Origin of the sequence: Novosphingobium sp. HII-3 (genome assembly GCF_002916655.1) — a bacterium.
GTDB lineage: Bacteria > Pseudomonadota > Alphaproteobacteria > Sphingomonadales > Sphingomonadaceae > Novosphingobium > Novosphingobium panipatense.
Map to the genome: position 1 here is coordinate 1 of NZ_PPSM01000026.1, position 16281 is coordinate 16281.

At 63.9% G+C, this 16281-nt stretch carries 12 protein-coding genes; 1 reads left to right on the forward strand and 11 read right to left on the reverse strand.

The features are described 5' to 3' along the window. From C2R25_RS20210 to C2R25_RS11560, 11 genes are all read right to left on the reverse strand, one after another. A partial coding sequence (locus C2R25_RS20210) for a BapA prefix-like domain-containing protein (RefSeq protein ID WP_146049650.1) occupies nt 1–1172 on the reverse strand: 1172 nt, incomplete at its 3' end. Between the two features lie 365 nt (nt 1173–1537). Continuing rightward, nucleotides 1538–2620 (reverse strand): patatin-like phospholipase family protein, encoded by a 1083-nt coding sequence (locus C2R25_RS11515; RefSeq protein ID WP_158250651.1) that lies wholly within the window; start codon nt 2618–2620, stop codon nt 1538–1540. Between the two features lie 64 nt (nt 2621–2684). Next, complete coding sequence (locus tag C2R25_RS11520) at nt 2685–3539, reverse strand: glucose 1-dehydrogenase (protein ID WP_103729342.1); 855 nt, start codon at nt 3537–3539, stop codon at nt 2685–2687. Nucleotides 3540–3728: 189 nt separating this feature from the next. Continuing rightward, nucleotides 3729–4610 carry an OmpA family protein gene (locus tag C2R25_RS11525; RefSeq protein ID WP_103729343.1) on the reverse strand — a complete coding sequence of 294 codons (882 nt, stop codon included), beginning with the start codon at nt 4608–4610 and terminating at the stop codon, nt 3729–3731. A 355-nt stretch (nt 4611–4965) separates the two neighbouring features. Further along, nucleotides 4966–6816 (reverse strand): DUF885 family protein, encoded by a 1851-nt coding sequence (locus C2R25_RS11530; protein ID WP_103729344.1) that lies wholly within the window; start codon nt 6814–6816, stop codon nt 4966–4968. 108 nt (nt 6817–6924) lie between these two features. Further along, the gene (locus C2R25_RS11535; RefSeq protein WP_103729345.1) at nt 6925–7638 is read right to left on the reverse strand and encodes a response regulator; all 714 of its coding nucleotides are present in this window, start codon (nt 7636–7638) and stop codon (nt 6925–6927) included. Then, nucleotides 7635–10313, reverse strand: coding sequence for a sensor histidine kinase KdpD (locus C2R25_RS11540; RefSeq protein ID WP_103729346.1), 2679 nt, complete (start codon nt 10311–10313; stop codon nt 7635–7637). The genes C2R25_RS11535 and C2R25_RS11540 overlap by 4 nt, the downstream gene beginning before the upstream one ends. 32 nt (nt 10314–10345) lie before the next feature. Continuing rightward, nucleotides 10346–10936: a potassium-transporting ATPase subunit KdpC gene (kdpC, locus tag C2R25_RS11545; protein ID WP_103729347.1), complete on the reverse strand. Its 591-nt coding sequence runs from the start codon at nt 10934–10936 to the stop codon at nt 10346–10348. A gap of 14 nt (nt 10937–10950) precedes the next feature. Further along, nucleotides 10951–12987 carry a potassium-transporting ATPase subunit KdpB gene (kdpB, locus tag C2R25_RS11550; RefSeq protein WP_103729348.1) on the reverse strand — a complete coding sequence of 679 codons (2037 nt, stop codon included), beginning with the start codon at nt 12985–12987 and terminating at the stop codon, nt 10951–10953. 10 nt (nt 12988–12997) lie between these two features. Beyond that, on the reverse strand, nt 12998–14701 hold the full coding sequence (gene kdpA, locus C2R25_RS11555; protein ID WP_103729349.1) for a potassium-transporting ATPase subunit KdpA: 1704 nt from the start codon (nt 14699–14701) through the stop codon (nt 12998–13000). An 11-nt stretch (nt 14702–14712) separates the two neighbouring features. Next, complete coding sequence (locus tag C2R25_RS11560; RefSeq protein WP_008829858.1) at nt 14713–14802, reverse strand: potassium-transporting ATPase subunit F; 90 nt, start codon at nt 14800–14802, stop codon at nt 14713–14715. 420 nt (nt 14803–15222) lie between these two features. Between C2R25_RS11560 and corA the strand changes: the two genes are divergently transcribed. Continuing rightward, nucleotides 15223–16191, forward strand: a complete 969-nt coding sequence (corA, locus tag C2R25_RS11565; protein WP_103729350.1) for a magnesium/cobalt transporter CorA — start codon at nt 15223–15225, stop codon at nt 16189–16191. Nucleotides 16192–16281 lie beyond the last annotated feature (90 nt).

Below are 16281 nucleotides of genomic sequence, written 5' to 3' on the forward strand. Positions count from 1 at the left end.
TCGGTAGTCGATACGCCTGTGTCGCTGGCGAGTGCCCCCGAAGGCGGCAGGACGCTGATGTCGATGGTGAGGCTGGGTAGTTCGAACGTGTCGCTGACGTTACCTGCCGCGTCGATCTGACGAACCTCTACCACGCCGGCTTCGTAGCTTCCTTCAGCAAGCAGGAAGCTGCTGCCGCTGCCGGTGGTCCAGCTTGCCCCTGAGTCAGAGCTGAACTCCCAGCGGGCACCAGTTTCAAGATTGCCGACAGTAATTCTGCTGTCGTTGGTGATACTGTCGCCAGCTACGCCGGTGTCCGCAAAGGTGGCCGTTGGAGTAGCGGGAAGGTCGATATCGGCATCGGCATCGGCATCCGCGTCCGCATCAGCGTCGGCATCAGCGTCAGCATCAGCATCCGCATCAGCATCCGCATCCGCGTCAGCATCAGCATCAGCGTCCGCGTCCGCATCCGCATCCGCATCCGCGTCAGCATCAGCATCAGCATCAGCGTCCGCGTCCGCATCCGCATCCGCATCCGCATCCGCATCAGCGTCAGCATCTGCATCTGCATCCGCATCAGCATCAGCATCTGCGTCAGCATCTGCATCTGCGTCAGCATCCGCATCAGCGTCAGCATCCGCATCAGCATCTGCGTCAGCATCAGCGTCCGCATCTGCATCTGCGTCAGCGTCAGCATCCGCGTCAGCATCCGCGTCAGCATCAGCATCCGCATCAGCATCAGCATCCGCATCAGCATCGGTATCGTCATCCCCGCCCGTGCCGGCGGCGGCGGCGATCAGGCCAGCGGTTCCCAGAAGGCCAAGCGCCGGAAGAATGCCGACACCCTCACCTGCTGCAGCGATGGAAGCAGCGGGTTCGACCAGCTCTTCCAGTTCCTCGATGCCGATGAACTCGAGAGTGTCGCCCTGCCGGACGGCCCAAAGCTCGCCGTCCGTGTCCTGAAGCACCACTTCGCTGACATTGCCGGCGGTGCTGTCACCGTAGAAGTTGACGACGCGGATCTCCTCACCCGATCGCAGGCGGATAAGAAGATCGTTACCTTGCCGTTCGAGAGCCGACAGATCCGCTCGGTTGGCGTATACCTTGATGACGCTCGGGCCATCTATAACGACGGAATCTTCGGAAACCGTGCGTGTCGCACGAGTTGCCTTGTCGAAAATCTCGACTGCCATGCCAATCCCTACATCATTGTTCAGGCCGTAGCCCGGCAGGGTAGATCAAGAGGTGACTTCATCGAGAGAAACGATGAACCCGCCTAAAGCGCCTTTTGCCGAACCTGTTGGACTAAGGGATAATGCCGCATGCCTCCGCTGCGCGATGATCATTCCGCTATCGGGCTTAATTTCAGCAAAACAACCGAGGGTACGCACCTGATACACAAGAGGTATTTATTTGGTTATATAACTGAAGTTGGAAATAAGGAGAGATTTTAGCCACGGTAATCGCGGTAGCAATAGACCTCTTCAGCTTCACAAACGGCTACACGCCGCTTTTCGCCGGCACATCGCGGTCGACCAAGATTGGAATGGCACCGGGCTCAGGCACCAGAAGGAACCAGAGAGTGGCCGGTGAGCTGCAAGCCCGCGCATGGTGCCGGACGTGCATAGACTGACATCCCGGCACGTCTCCTCAGTTCCACGGTGCCGGCGGCAAGGTCATCAAGCGCCTGCATCGTATCGGTGAAGCCCGCCTGCCACCGATGCGCGGCGGACCGACCGGAGAAGTCAAAGGCTTTGCCGCTCACTTCCGGGTCCTGGTCGCGGTAAGCGAGGTGGACAAGGGTGATCGGCCGTCCTTCGCCTTGCTTTGCGCGTTCGTCAAAGATGGTCTGCCAGGCAGCGATGGTGCGACGGCTCTGCGTAGCGAACAAAAGGTCCTGCATGCGCAGCACCGATTCCGAGAGGCGGCCCGGCCGACGGCCGTGCAGCGGGAGAAGGTCGAGAGCGAAGCACAGCAACGGGCCGTCGCCCGGTTCGTGCAGTGCGCAATCGAGCGGCAGGTTGGCCGACATGCCCGGGTCGCCGAAGAGCCGCCCGTCTATTTCCACAGGGGCGAAGGCGGGCAGCAGGGCGGCGCTCGCACGAAGATGGTCGGCGTGTACAGGCTGCCTGCGGCTGTCGAAGGCAACGTCCTCGCCCGTCTCGATGTCAATCGCCGTTGCTAGGAAGGCGGGTGCCGAGGGCGCATTCAACAAGTCGAAATCCAGCAGACGTTCGAGTTCCGCGCGTAATGGAAGCGTATCGTGAAGGCTGACCTGTTCGGACAGGCTGAGGCCGGGCGTCAGCCAGGAGAAGTAGCGAGGCGCGAAAACGCCCGGACGTCCCGCAGCGAGGGTCATCATGGCTGCGAAGGATCGCCGGATGTCTTCCAGAATCCCGCCCGCTTCCATCGCTGGCGAACCTTTCGCTGCCGGTGTCCACAAGGCCCGCAGCTTCTTCAGGCGATCGAGGGGCGCGTTCCCGCAAATGATCGCCCCGTTTATCGCGCCGACGGAGGCACCCGCCACCCGGTCTGGCAGAAAGCCACGCTCATGCAGCGCCTCATAAGCACCTGCCTGGTATGCTCCGAGCGCGTTACCCCCGCTCAGAACGAGAGCAAACTCCACTGCTCCCGCCGTCACTGGGGACTTCCCTTGTGGATGGCCCACGCCGAGCATCGGCTCGAGGCGGTCCCGTGCTCGCGGCTCAGAGGAACGGCTTGCCGCCCGTCACCGCTATGGTGGCGCCGGACACGTAGCTGGCCTCGTCGCTAGCGAGCATGACGTAGGCGGGAGCGAGTTCCTTCGGCTGCGCGGGGCGGCCGATGGGATAAGTAGCGCCGAACTGCGCGACCTCTTCCGGCGGCATCGTCGCTGGTATCAGCGGAGTCCAGACGGGGCCGGGCGCGACGCAGTTCACGCGGATGCCCTTCGGCATCAGCATCTGCGCAAGCCCCGCTGTAAAGTTCTGGATGGCGCCCTTGGTCGTGGCGTAGGGCAGAAGCGTTTGCTTCGGCATGTCGGCATTAACCGAGGTCGTGTTGATGATCGCCGCCCCCGGCTTCATGTGCTTCACCGCTGCCTTCGCCAGGTAGAACATGGCGTGGATGTTAGTGCGGAAGGTCTTGTCCCATTCCTCATCCGAGATGTCGGCAATGTCCTCGAACGTCATCTGGTGCGCGGCGTTGTTCACCAGCACGTCGATCCCGCCGAACGCCTCCACCGCCTGCTCGATAATCGAACGGCAGTGTGCCGGATCGCCGATGTCGCCCGGGACCGACACGGCCTTGCGACCGGCCTGCTCCACCAGATGCACGGTCTCCTGCGCGTCCTCATCCTCGTTCAGGTAGGAGATCAGGACGTCGGCACCTTCGCGCGCGAAAGCGATGGCGACGGCGCGGCCGATGCCGCTGTCGCCCCCTGTGATCACGACCTTCTTGCCCGCAAGACGTCCATGACCCTCATAGCTGTCCTCGCCATGGTCAGGTCGCGGGTCCATCGCGGCGGTGGTGCCAGGCGGTTGCTGCTGCTGTTCCGGGAGCGGCGGCTGCAGACTGGCCATGGGCGGAAATCCTCCTCGTGAGCTACTTGAAACCGATCGGCCGCGACGAACGGCATCGCGACCATGCGGCTTCAAATAGCCTCCGGAGCAGGTCCGGTTCCCACTGCTTATCCTGTTAAATGGAGCCTGCAGCGTTGCGCCTTTTCCCGAGGATCGGGGACGCTGGAGCAACGTCCCCGATCACAAGGCTCAGAGGCCGTCCAGGCCCTTGCTGACGAGGACGTTGACGGTCACGCGGCGGTTGCGTGCCTTGCCTTCTTCGGTGTCGTTGCTTGCAGCCGGGTCCGCCTCGGCCATGCCAGTGGGCGTTAGCATGCGGTAGGGCTTCCAGCGGCAGGCCTGCTGGAGATAGTTCACGACGCGGGCGGCGCGCTTCTCACTCAGCTCCTGGTTGAACTCCTCGCTGCCGGTCGAGTCCGTGTAGCCAACGACCAGAAGCAGGGCGTTGTCCATGCCTTCGGCGGTCTTCGCCGCGGCGCACAGATCAGCCTTGGCCTGTTCGGACAGCACGGACTTGCCGGTGTCGAAGTTCACGTCGGTGGTGCTCTTGACGTTGTACTTGTCGATGTCGCCCATGCGGCTGCGCAGCGCGTCCGTCGCGGCGGTCTGCTCCGCAAAGCGCTGGTCGGTGCCGTTATGGATCATCGCCGCCGTCTTGAGATCCTTGTTCTTGATGTCGATCTCGCTGGCCACCAGTACATTGCCCGCCTGCATGGTCTTGACCTCGACCGGGAGGCCGTTGAGCAGCGATGCTGCGGCGAGCCGGCTGCGATTGAGGCTCAGGAAGCCACCGCTCGCGGTGATCTTCGTGGCATCGGTGATCGTGATGACGGACTTGCTGCCGTTCTCCGCCGTGACCTGCATGCGGTCGCCGCTGCGTGCGGAGATGATGCCTTCGATTTTAGGCCCCTTCGTCATCTCGGCGGCCGACGGTGGCGACGTGTCCGTCACCGTCGTCGTGAGTTCACCCTCCTGCTGCTCCTGCTGATCGGCTGCGAAAGTGCCCGTCGCGGGCACCGCCAGCATGGCAGCCAGCAGGAGAACTTTGGGGCTTTTGGAAATGACACTCATTGCGGTACTCCTTGGAAACTCAACCGTCAGGCTGGCAATCACCGCTTCGCGTCGGTCCGCAATTATGCGGACACCGGTCGGCAGAACCCCTCCACCCTGTTGTACTAGGCCCCCGAACGGGCGCCTGCACTTCGGACTTTAGGGGTGTTCAGGACAACATTACGGGTAGATGAACGTTGCAAACGTCGCCCCTGCTCGTGCCGCTGATAGGAGCGTGCCGTGCGACAAACCGACGCAGGCAGGGGCTGCAGGGGGCACGCCGAAGCTGCCAAACAGCCCTCTGAGAGCCCGCCTGCGACAATCAATGCGGCCGTCACGGAGCGTCGGCAGGACGCCCCGTTTGTACCGCAGACGCTCACCGCGCGGGCGATGGCTGCTCTGTGATCCACCTGTCCACGACGCGTTCCAGTACCGTGAGAGGCATGCCTCCGCCACCAAGCGTCCTCTCGTGGAAGCTGCGGATGTCGAAACGGTCGCCCAGGGCTGCCCTGGCCTTCTCGCGCAGGCGAACCCACTCGTTATGGCCTACCTTGTAGGCGCAGGCCTGCCCGGGCCAGACGCAATAGCGGTCAATTTCGGAGGTGGCGCCGCCCTCCGCCTGACCGGTGTTGTCGATCAGGTAGCGGATCGCCTTTTCCCGGCTCCATCCCTTGGCGTGGATACCGGTATCGACGACGAGCCTGACCGCGCGGAACAGCAGGCTCTGGTAGAACCCCACGCGACCCAGCGGGTCGTTCGCGTAAGCGCCAAGTTCGTCGGCCAGCTGCTCGGCATAAAGTCCCCACCCTTCCGCGTAGCTGGAGAAGAACAGCAGGTTCATCAGCTTGGGCGCGGCAGCGCTCTCCTGCTGCAAAGCGATCTGCAGGTGGTGGCCCGGCATGGCCTCGTGATAGGTAAGGGTGGGCAGCGAATACCGGGGCCAGGTGGCCGTGTCCGTCAGGTTGATCCAGTAGATCCCCGGACGGGTGCCATCCAGGCTGGGCGGGTTGTAGTATCCCAGCGACGCCCCTTCCTGGATTTCCGGCGGCACCCGCTTGATCTCGACGCCCGCGCGGGGCAGGCGGCTGAAGGCGCGCGGCAGCAGCGCCTCCATCGCCGCCATCTGCGTGTTGAGGTCAGCCACAAGCTGGGCTTTCGCCTCATCGGTGTTGGCGTAGATGTTCGCGGGATCGGCCCGCAGGGCGGCGATGCGTTCGCCGACGGTGCCCTGCGTCATGCCCTGCGCCTTCAGCAAGCCATCCGACAGCGACGTCAGTTCCGCCACCTGCTCAAGGCCGACACGGTGGATCTCTTCCGCCGTGAGCCGGGTCGTGGTGATGAAGTTGAGGCTGTTGGCGTAGTATTGCTGTCCCTGGGGCAGGCGGGACACGGATGCATCATGGCCAGCCTTCGGCAGCGTGGCCTTCAACACATCATGCTGCCGTTGCAGCGCGGGATAGACCCGCTCGGCGACGATCTTCTCGACGCGCGCTCCCCACGCACCCGGGATTGCGCTCTCTCCCGTTCGCCGCACGATCGACTGCACCAGCGTGGATTCCCCAGCGGGTGTGGCGAGCATCCCCGCCTGGAGCGCGATGGTCTTGTCGAGGATGAAGTCAGGCGGAATGACGCCCAGTGCGAAGTCTTCCCGGACTCGATCGGTCTCGGCATCCAGCACGGCCGCGAACTGATTCACGCGCGATACGTAAGCCTCCGCATCCGCCGAGTTTTTTATGGTATGCTGCGTATCCAGGAAGTCAGCCGTGTTGAGATACGCACCATTCGCCTGGCTGACACGGTAGACCTGCGGCCATCCACCCTGTCCGTAGGGAATGGAATAGGTCCTGATGACACTGTCGAAGTTGGCCTCGATCGTGTCGTAGTAGATCGCGTCCTGCGCCGTCATCGCGGACCGATCCAGCTTCGCAAGTTCGGTGCGGGCGGCACGCAAGCGTGCCTGCTCCTTGGCCTCGTAGTCGCGTGTGGGAATTGTCAGCCGGGCCTTCAGTGCGGCGCGGGGCCCCTCATCAAGGCCAAGACCGGTTGCCGTCTCGGGCGAAGCATCGACTTCGGCGTTGAAATGGCCGTCCATGAAGGCTTTCAGGGCCGGGTTTGTCGCGCCCTCGGCGGTTTCGCCCTGCGCTGCCATCCGCGCGAAGACCCGGCCTCCTGCAAGGAGCGCGGCGCCTGCCGTGGCAGACGTTAGAAGACGGCGACGTTCGATCATGGAAGACTCCCTCATGCTTATGGGGCCAGCCTAGCACTACTCGAATCGACATGGCACGCGCTAAGGTGATTGCCTCTCCCCGGTCATGCCCTGCAGCGTTTCAGCCTGCTAACCGGCATCCAGTGCATCGGCCGGCACGCGCAGGCGATAGCCTATCCCCACCTCGTTGCTGATGATTTGCGGGCGCTGAGGATCAACCTCAAGCTTCTGGCGCAGAGTGCGCACCAGCACCCGCAGATACTCGATGTGGCGCTCGACCTCGTTGGGCCAGACATGGGCCAGCATCTGTTCGTGCGTGATGACCTTTCCCGGGAACCTTGCAAGCTGTGAGAGGACCGCGAATTCCTTGCGCGTCAAATGAAGGTTGGCGCCCGCCTTTGTGATTGTCCGGTCCAGCAGATTGATTTCCAGATCCCCGATCTTCAGGGCCGGAGCCCCGCCGCCGCGGGTCATACGGTTGCGCAGGGCCACCCGCACCCGCGCCAGCAACTCGTCCGTGTCAAAGGGCTTGGTGAGATAATCGTCTGCCCCCAGATCGAGCGCGGCCACCTTTTCGGCGGTCGCCTCGCGGGCCGAGACGATGATCAGCGTTGTGTCAGGCAGCATCTGCTTGACGAGCGGCACGAGTTCTAGTCCGTCACGGTCTGGAAGGCCGAGGTCGAGCAGCACCACGTCCGGCCGTTCCTGCCGGACTTTGTTCAAGGCCTCGCCCGCGTTCTCGGCCTCCAGTGTCGAGTAGTCGGCACGTGCGAGCGCCGCGTTTATCAGTCGGCGAATATGAAGCTCATCGTCGATGACGAGAACCTTGTGGCGGATATTCATGGAACGTCCTCGCTGTCGAGATGCGCGATGATGAGCCGGTCGGGAATGCGGATGGTGAAGCGGGCTCCCGTGGTTCCGCCGTCCGGATCGACGTCGTTCGCAGCTTCCACGGTCAGGCCCATGGCTTCGGCGAAACCCTTGACGATGGCAAGCCCCAGGCCCGTCCCATGGCGCACGCGGTCCGAACCTGCAAGCCGTGTGAAAGTTTCGAAGACGCGCTGCTCCTCTCCGGCCGGCAGACCGGGACCTCGGTCGATGACGGAAAGTTCAAGGGCATCGGGCAGGCGGCGGCAGCGGATCACGATGGGTGTGCCCGGGTCCCCATAACGGCCGGCATTATCGAGCAAATTGATGAGGCAATGATGCAGCAGCACCGGATCGACGCGGACGAGCGGGATATCCGGCACGATATCGACCTGCACGGCACGCTCCTGAAGCGAGGCCCGCGTATCGTGCACGGCGCCCGCGACGGCGTCGAAAAGATCGGTCGCCTCGACCTTCATCGGCAGGGCGCCGGCTTCAACCCGGGCCATGTCGAGCAGATTGGCGACGAAGCGGTTGAGGCGCTGCGCCTCAGTGTCGATCGCCAGGACAAGGTCGTTCGAGGAGTGCTTCCTTAACTCCTGCGCCGCCGACAAGATCGTCGTCAAAGGTGTCCGCAGATCGTGGCTCACGGAGGAGAGCAGTGCCGAACGGAGTTTGTCGCGTTCGCCGACCTGCCGGGCTTTCAGGCTTTCCTCCTCCAGCGTCATTCTGTCGAAGGCGATCGAGGCTTGGTCAAGGAGACTCATGAGCAGCGGCACCTGGTCCGACCGCAGCGGTTCGCCCGCGTCGTCGCGCGCGATGCCCAGCACGCCGAGCACCCCCCGGCTGGTGCGCAGGGGATGAAAGAGCCAGTCGGAGGCGGTGAGGGTACTCGATCCCCGCCCCGCAGGCTGCTCGTTGTCGATGGCCCATTGTGCGGCAGCCAGTTCGATCTGGTCCAGCCTGTCTTCCGGTGGGTAGGCAGCCTGCAGGTCCGGGCCCTGCGCCGAAGGGAGCAGCAGGGCCGTGCGAACATCCAGAAGGCGCGCGATATCGGCGCAAATCGCCTGCATGAGTTCCGCCTGTGTAACGGACGCCGTGAGTTGCCGTGAAAAGCTGGCAAGCGCCGCGTTCTGCCTCGAGCTCGATCCCGCAAGGTCCGCCTGCGCCCGCACCCGCGCCGCGAACTGACTGGTTACGATCGCCACCCCCAGCAGCACGAGGATGGAGATGACGTTCTCCGGATTGTTGACCGTCAGCGTGCCTGTGGGGGGCAGGAAGAAGAAGTTATAGGCGAGGCTCGATGCGAGCCCTGCGAACAGCCCGGCCCGCAGGCCAAATGTCGCGGCGGCGAACATCACCGGGATGAGGTAAAGCAGCGCGATGTTGCCGAGGTCTATGGCCCGCACCAGCCCGCGGCCCAGCGCCGTCAGCCCCGCCACCACCGCGAGAGTACAGAGATAGTGAGAGGGCCGGCCCCATACGCCCGGAGCACGCGACCGTCGGCGGCCTCTGGCCGGCTCGTCGCTCGCCGGCATGACATGGACTGCCACCTCGCCGATGGTCCGGACAAGATGGTCGACAACCGAGCCGTGGCGAAGCTCGAACCACCACGAGCGGGGAGATTTCCCGACGACGATCTGCGTGGCGCGGGCTTCGCGGCAATATTCGCGGATGCCGTCCACCACTCCCATCGCCGGTATGCTGGCCGTCGACGCGCCGAGACGGGACGCCAGGGCCAGGGTGTCCGCCAGCTGGCGCCGGTCAATGTCGGTGAACTGCTGATTCCTCTGCGTCTCGATATGAACGACGGACCATGGCGCCTTCAGCGCGTCGGCCAGCCGCTTCCCGGAGCGGACCAGCCCCGCCGCGTGCGGCTGCTCGCTCACGCACACGACGACGCGTTCGCCCACCGCGAAATTGCCCGCAAGCGCGTTGGCGCGGACGTGCTCCACCATCTGCGCATCGACGGCCTGCGCGGCATGGCGCAGCGCCAGTTCCCGCAGGGCAGTCAGATTTGACTTGGAGAAGAAGTGGCTCAGCGCTCGCGTCGCCTCGTGCGGGACGTAGACCTTGCCATCCTTCAACCGCTCGATCAGTTCGTCTGGCGGTATGTCCACCACCTCGATCTCGGCACGTTCGAGGATCGAGTCCGGCACGGTCTCGCGCACCCGGACTCGCGTAAACGAGGCGACGACATCGTTCAGGCTTTCCACGTGCTGGATGTTCAGCGTCGAGTAGACGTCGATGCCGGCGTCGAGCAGCTCCTCCACGTCCTGGTAGCGCTTGGGGTGGCGGCTGCCCGGCGCGTTGGTGTGCGCCAGTTCGTCCACCAGTGCGAGTTGGGGCGCGCGGGCAAGGATGGCATCGATGTCCATCTCGCCCAGGCTGTGGCCCATGTGCTCCACCTGCCGGCGCGGCACGACCTCGTGCCCTTGGACCAGCGCTTCGGTCTCGCGCCGGCCATGTGTCTCCACCACGCCCACGACGACGTCGACGCCCGCGTCGCGACGCTGGCGTCCCTCGGAGAGCATCTCCCAGGTCTTGCCCACGCCCGGCGCGGCGCCGAGGAAGATCTTCAGGCGCCCTCGACCCTCCTGCGCAGCCGCGCGCAGGAGGGCATCGGGAACAGGGCGACCACTTTCGGTCATGCGTTCTTGGCTCGCTCGGTAGCGTTCAGGGTTTATGGAGCCGACCTTGCGCTCAAAGCATCGAGACGTCGATTGAGATCAAGGACATTTACACGGGGTTCTCCAAGAAAGCCGAGCAGCGGCTGTTCGATGGTTCGCCCGACAAGGCGCCGGACGGCCTCCACCTCCAACCCACGGACACGAGCAATGCGTTCTACCTGGTAGAACGCGGCCTCGGGCGTTATGTGCGGGTCGAGGCCGGAGCCGGATGTGGTGACAAGATCGGCGGGAACGGGCCGACCGGGCTGGGCGGCCGCCATGGCTCCTGCCTGCTCTTTCACGCGATCGCTCAGAACCTGCGATGTCGGGCCGAGGTTGGAACCGGAGGAAGCAAGGCCATCGTAGCCGCTGCCCGCCGCCGACGGCCGCGTATTGAAATAGCGCTCCGACGTGAATGCCTGACCGACAACGCTGGACCCGATGACCTTGCCGTTCTCGACTATCAGGCTGCCGTTCGCCTGAGCCGGGAAGAGCGCCTGCCCGAGCCCGGTCATCGCCATCGGGTAAAGCAGGCCGAGCAGCAGGCCGAAGAGAAGCGTCATGACCAGTGCCGGACGCAGAGACGAAACTATGTCGTTGTTCATTTTTTGCCGCCTCCTCAGGCGAGACCCAGGCCGCCGACGGCCAGATCGATGAGCTTGATGCCGATGAACGGAGCGACGAGGCCGCCGAGGCCGTAGATCGCGAGGTTGCGCGCCAGAAGCGGCCCCGCGCCCATCGGCCTGTACGCTACGCCTCTGAGCGCCAGCGGCACCAGGCAGGGGATAATGAGTGCGTTGAAGATGATCGCGGAGAGGATCGCGCTTTCCGAGCTCGCGAGTCCCATGACGTTGAGTACGCCAAGCCCCGGATAGAGCGCCACGAACATGGCCGGGATGATGGCGAAGTACTTGGCCACGTCATTCGCGACCGAGAAGGTCGTCAGCGCCCCGCGCGTCATGAGCAGTTGCTTGCCGAGGCCGACGACTTCGATCAGCTTGGTCGGGTCGCTGTCGAGATCGACCATGTTTCCGGCCTCGCGCGCGGCCTGGGTGCCGGTGTTCATGGCGACGCCGACATCCGCCTGTGCCAGTGCAGGCGCATCGTTCGTGCCGTCGCCGCACATCGCGACAAGCCGTCCGCCCTGCTGTTCCTCACGGATCAGCCGCAGCTTGTCCTCGGGTGTCGCTTCGGCGAGGAAGTCATCGACGCCGGACTCCGCCGCGATCGAGGCGGCGGTGAGCGGGTTGTCGCCCGTAATCATCACGGTGCGGATACCCATCGCCCGCAGTTCGCCGAAACGCTCGCGAATACCCGCCTTTACGATATCCTTGAGGAAGATCGCGCCCAGCAGCCGGCCGTCGACGGCAACCGCCAGAGGTGTGCCGCCCACCCGGGCGATATCGTCGGTGATGCGGCGCAACTCGGTTGCCGCCGCCGTTTCGCCCGCGCCGGGATTTGCCCTGAGGATCGCCTGCACAGCCCCCTTCTGGATCACCCTGCCACCGGTATCGACACCGGATATGCGGGTCTGAGCCGTGAAGGGGATCACCTGCGCCCCCTCCGGGAGGCTCGCCATCACGGAACCGACCTTCTCACGCGCGAGAACCACGATCGAGCGACCCTCCGGCGTCTCGTCCGCAAGGCTGGCCAGCAGCGCCGCCTCCGCCAGCTCGGCCACGCCGGTGCCGCTGACCGGCCGAAACTCCGTCGCCTGACGATCACCCACCGTGATGGTGCCCGTCTTGTCCAGCAGCAGAACGTCGATGTCGCCGGCCGCTTCGACCGCGCGGCCGGACTTTGCCAGGACGTTGAAGCGCACCAGGCGGTCCATGCCGGCGATGCCGATGGCCGACAGCAGCGCCGCAATCGTCGTCGGGATCAGGGTTATGAGCAGGGCGGCCAGAATGGAGACAGGCACCGATCCACCCGCGTAGGCGGCAAAGCCGGGGATGGTGGCGACCGCGATCAGGAAGATGATGGTCAGCCCCACGAGCAGCAACGTCAGGGCGATCTCGTTCGGGGTCTTCTGCCGCTCCGCCCCTTCAACCAGAGCGATCATGCGATCGAGGAAGCCCTGTCCCGGGTTCACCGAGACACGCACCCGTATTTCGTCCGAGATGACGCGGGTGCCGGCGGTAACGGCGGAACGATCGCCCCCCGCTTCACGGATCACAGGCGCGCTCTCGCCCGTGATCGCGGCCTCGTTGACCGACGCGACGCCCGCCACCACTTCGCCGTCGGCCGGGATCAGGTCGCCGGTCTGGACAAGAACGACATCGCCCTTCTTCAGCTGGCTCGCGGGTACGCTGTCATAGCGCGTGCCGTCACCCTTCAGACGCCTGGCGGTAAGTTCGGCCTTGGTGGCCCGCAGCGAGGCGGCCTGTGCCTTCCCGCGCCCTTCGGCAAGAGCCTCGGCGAACGTGCCGAAGAGGACGGTCAACCAGAGCCACAGCACGAGCTGGACCTTGAAACCCGCGTCGAGACCGTCGTTGCCGACGATGAGCAGCACCGTCAGCAGGATTGCGACGACTGCCGTTGTGAACATCACCGGGTTGCGGATCAGCTCCCGCGGGTCAAGCTTGCGGAATGCGTCGCGGATCGCAGGAACGATCAGGTCGGCGGTAAAGAGGGATTTGGTATCGGACCGAGCCATGGGGTGATCCTTAGAAAAGCTGGCCACGGATCATTGCGATATGATCGGCAATGGGACCTAGAGCGAGGCTGGGGAGGAAGGTCAGGCCGCCGACGATCAGCACGATGCCGATCAGCAGGCCAGTCCACAGGGGGCCGGTGGTGGGGAAGCTGCCTGCGGTCGCGGGGGTGTACTTCTTGGCGGCAAGGCTTCCGGCCACGGCCAACATCGGAATAATGATGAAGAACCGTCCGATCCACATCCCGACGCCGAGCAGGCCGTTGTAGAACGGCGTGTTCGCACTGAGCCCGGCGAACGCGGAGCCATTGTTGGCCACGGCGCTGGTGAAGGCGTAGAGGATTTCGGAGAAGCCGTGCGGTCCCTTGTTGAGCGGCCCGGCCAATCCTGCAGGAAGCACCGATGCGACGGCGCTCATGCCCAGGATGGTCAGCGGCAGGACCGCGATCGCCAGCACCGCCAGCTTGACTTCACGGCTCTCGATCTTCTTGCCCACGTATTCCGGTGTACGGCCGACCATGAGACCAGCCACGAAGACCGCGAGTATCGCGAACAGCAGGAAGCCGTAGATGCCTGCGCCCACGCCGCCGATAACCACTTCGCCCAATTGCATGTTGAACAACGGGATCATGCCGCCAAGTGCCGTGAAGCTGTCGTGCATGGCGTTCACCGCGCCGCACGATGCGGCGGTCGTGACGACTGAAAAGAGCGCGCTCGCGGCAATGCCGAACCGCACTTCCTTGCCTTCCATGTTACCGCCTGCAGCATTCAGCTGGTGGAGGACGGGATTGCCCGCGGCCTCCTGCCAGTACGTGACGGTCGTGCCGGCAAGGAACAGGGCCATCATAGCGGCAAGGATCGCCCAGCCCTGCCGCGTGTTTCCGACGGCCTTGCCGAACGTGTAGGTCAACCCGACGCCGATCGCGAAGATCGATAGCATCTGCACCAGGTTGGTCAGCGCGGTCGGATTCTCGAACGGATGCGCGGAGTTGGCGTTGAAGAAGCCGCCGCCGTTCGTGCCCAGAAGTTTGATGGCTTCCTGCGAAGCCACGGGTCCGATAGCGAGCGTCTGGCGGGCTCCTTCCAGCGTGCTCACGTCAATGGTGCCTGCCAGGGTCTGCGGTACGCCGCTGGCAATGTAGAACACGGTCAGGACAATGCACAGGGGCAGCAGCAGGTACAGCGTAATCCGCGTGACGTCGGCCCAGAAGTTGCCGATCCCTGCTGCACTTCGCCGGGCAAACCCCCGAAACAGCGCGAAGGCCAGGGCGATGCCTGTCGCGGCTGAAAGGAAGTTGTGAATGGTGAGCGCCAGCATCTGCGACAGGTTCGACATCGTCGATTCCCCGCCATAGCTCTGCCAGTTGGTGTTGGACCCGAAGCTGATCGCGGTGTTGAAGGCGAGATGCTCGCCGAGAGCAGCATGGCCTTGCGGATTGAGCGGCAGAAGCGCCTGTGCACGCAGCAGCCCGTAGGTCATGAGGATCAGCAGCGCGTTGAAGACCAGCATGTGGACGGCGTAGCGCCGCCAGGTCTGGTCCTCTTCCGGGTTGATGCCGGAAAGCCGGTAGAAGCTCCGCTCCACCGGGCCAAATACGGCATGAAGCGGAGTGCGGCGGCCTTCGTAGAGAGCGAAAAGCCAAAGCCCTACGGGCTTGGCGAGCGCCAGCAGGATGCCGACGAAGACTGCGATGAGCAGCCATCCCTGAACGGTCATCGGTGCGCCCCTCAGAAGCGTTCGGGCCGCGCGAGCACGGCGACGAGATAGACGAGAAGGCCAAGCGCGGTGAAGCCGGCAAGCCAGAGATCGATGGTCATGGCTGGCGGCCCCTCACGCACGGTTGCACAGGGCCGCATAGCCGAGGCTCGCGACCAGCAAGACGAGGAGAAGGCCTGCCCAAAGGAGGTCCTGCATGATGATGCTCCTGCAAGCTCATGCCGCAACAGGCGGGATGAGTCGAATGCAGCCTTCCCACTAGGCCAGTGCACCGTAGGAATTCGAGACGAGCGAGCCGCCGATCGCATAGTGATTGCATAGGATTTTGGCCGATTGGCTGATCATCATGGCTTTCACGGCGGCAGAAGGCCCCCTCCCCGCCACGCTTTCTCACCGAGGGAGGAGACGCCGGCATGCAGCGGCTCTTGCAAGCGGAAAGGCTGTTTTGAAGATCATTCAGGAGCAAAAGACGAGATCAGGCGCTTTTCACCGTGCCCAGGATATCGGGCTCGGAGCATGACATGAGCGTAGTCGCAGCGGTTCTTTACAGAGACGGCAAACGCGTCCGGGATATCGACGTGACTGAGAAGGTCCATTGCCCTGACGATCATTCGGAGTTTGTCTGGATCGGCCTGCTTGATCCCACCCCGCAGGATCTGCGGCTGCTTCAGGATCAGTATGGCCTTCACCCGCTGGCGGTGGAGGATGCGATCAACGGCAAGCAGATACCTAAGGTTGATGTCTACCGCGACCAGTTGTTCGTCACCGCCCGCACTGCCGAACTCGTGGAAGACAAGATACACTACGGTGAGATCCTGATCTTTGTGGGGCACAGCCACATCATAACCGTGCGCCACGGTCACGAACGGGAGTTCTCGAAGCTGCGCGGCGAGCTGGAGCAGAAGCCCAGCATGCTGCAGAACGGCGTGGGTTACGTGCTGCACGCCATTCTCGACTATATCGTCGACGGCTATCTTCCAATCATCGAGACGATCGAGGAAGATACCCTCGCGATGGAGCGGCGCACGGTCGACAACTTCCTGGGCCGTGACGAGATCATCCGCATTTTCAGCCTGCGCCGTGAACTCATCCGTTTTCAGCGGGTGCTCATCCCCATGGGCGAGGTCGCCGCCAAGTTCGTCCGCAGCGAGCTGCCCTGCATCGATCCGGATGCCCGCCCCTACTTCAGCGACGTGAACGATCATGTTCGGCGGGTGCAGGCCATGGCGGAAGCGCTCAGGGAAGTGATCAATTCCGTATTTGAATTCAGCAACCTTCTGGAGCAGCAACGGACCGGCGCGATTACCCGCCAGCTTGCCGCCTGGGCGGCGATCCTTGCGGTGCCGACCGCCATCGCCGGCATCTACGGCATGAACTTTCGCTACATGCCCGAGCTTTCGTGGCGCTATGGATATCCTCTGGTGCTGATTGTCATCGTGGTCATCTGCGTCCTTCTGTTCTGGCGCTTTCGCACGCTGAAATGGCTCTGACCCGACGGATCCAGGGAGCCGTGTCCCTCGCTGCGACAGGGCTCGGAAGCTGGCCCGGCGATATCGCCGTTGCCTGGCGGCACGACCACT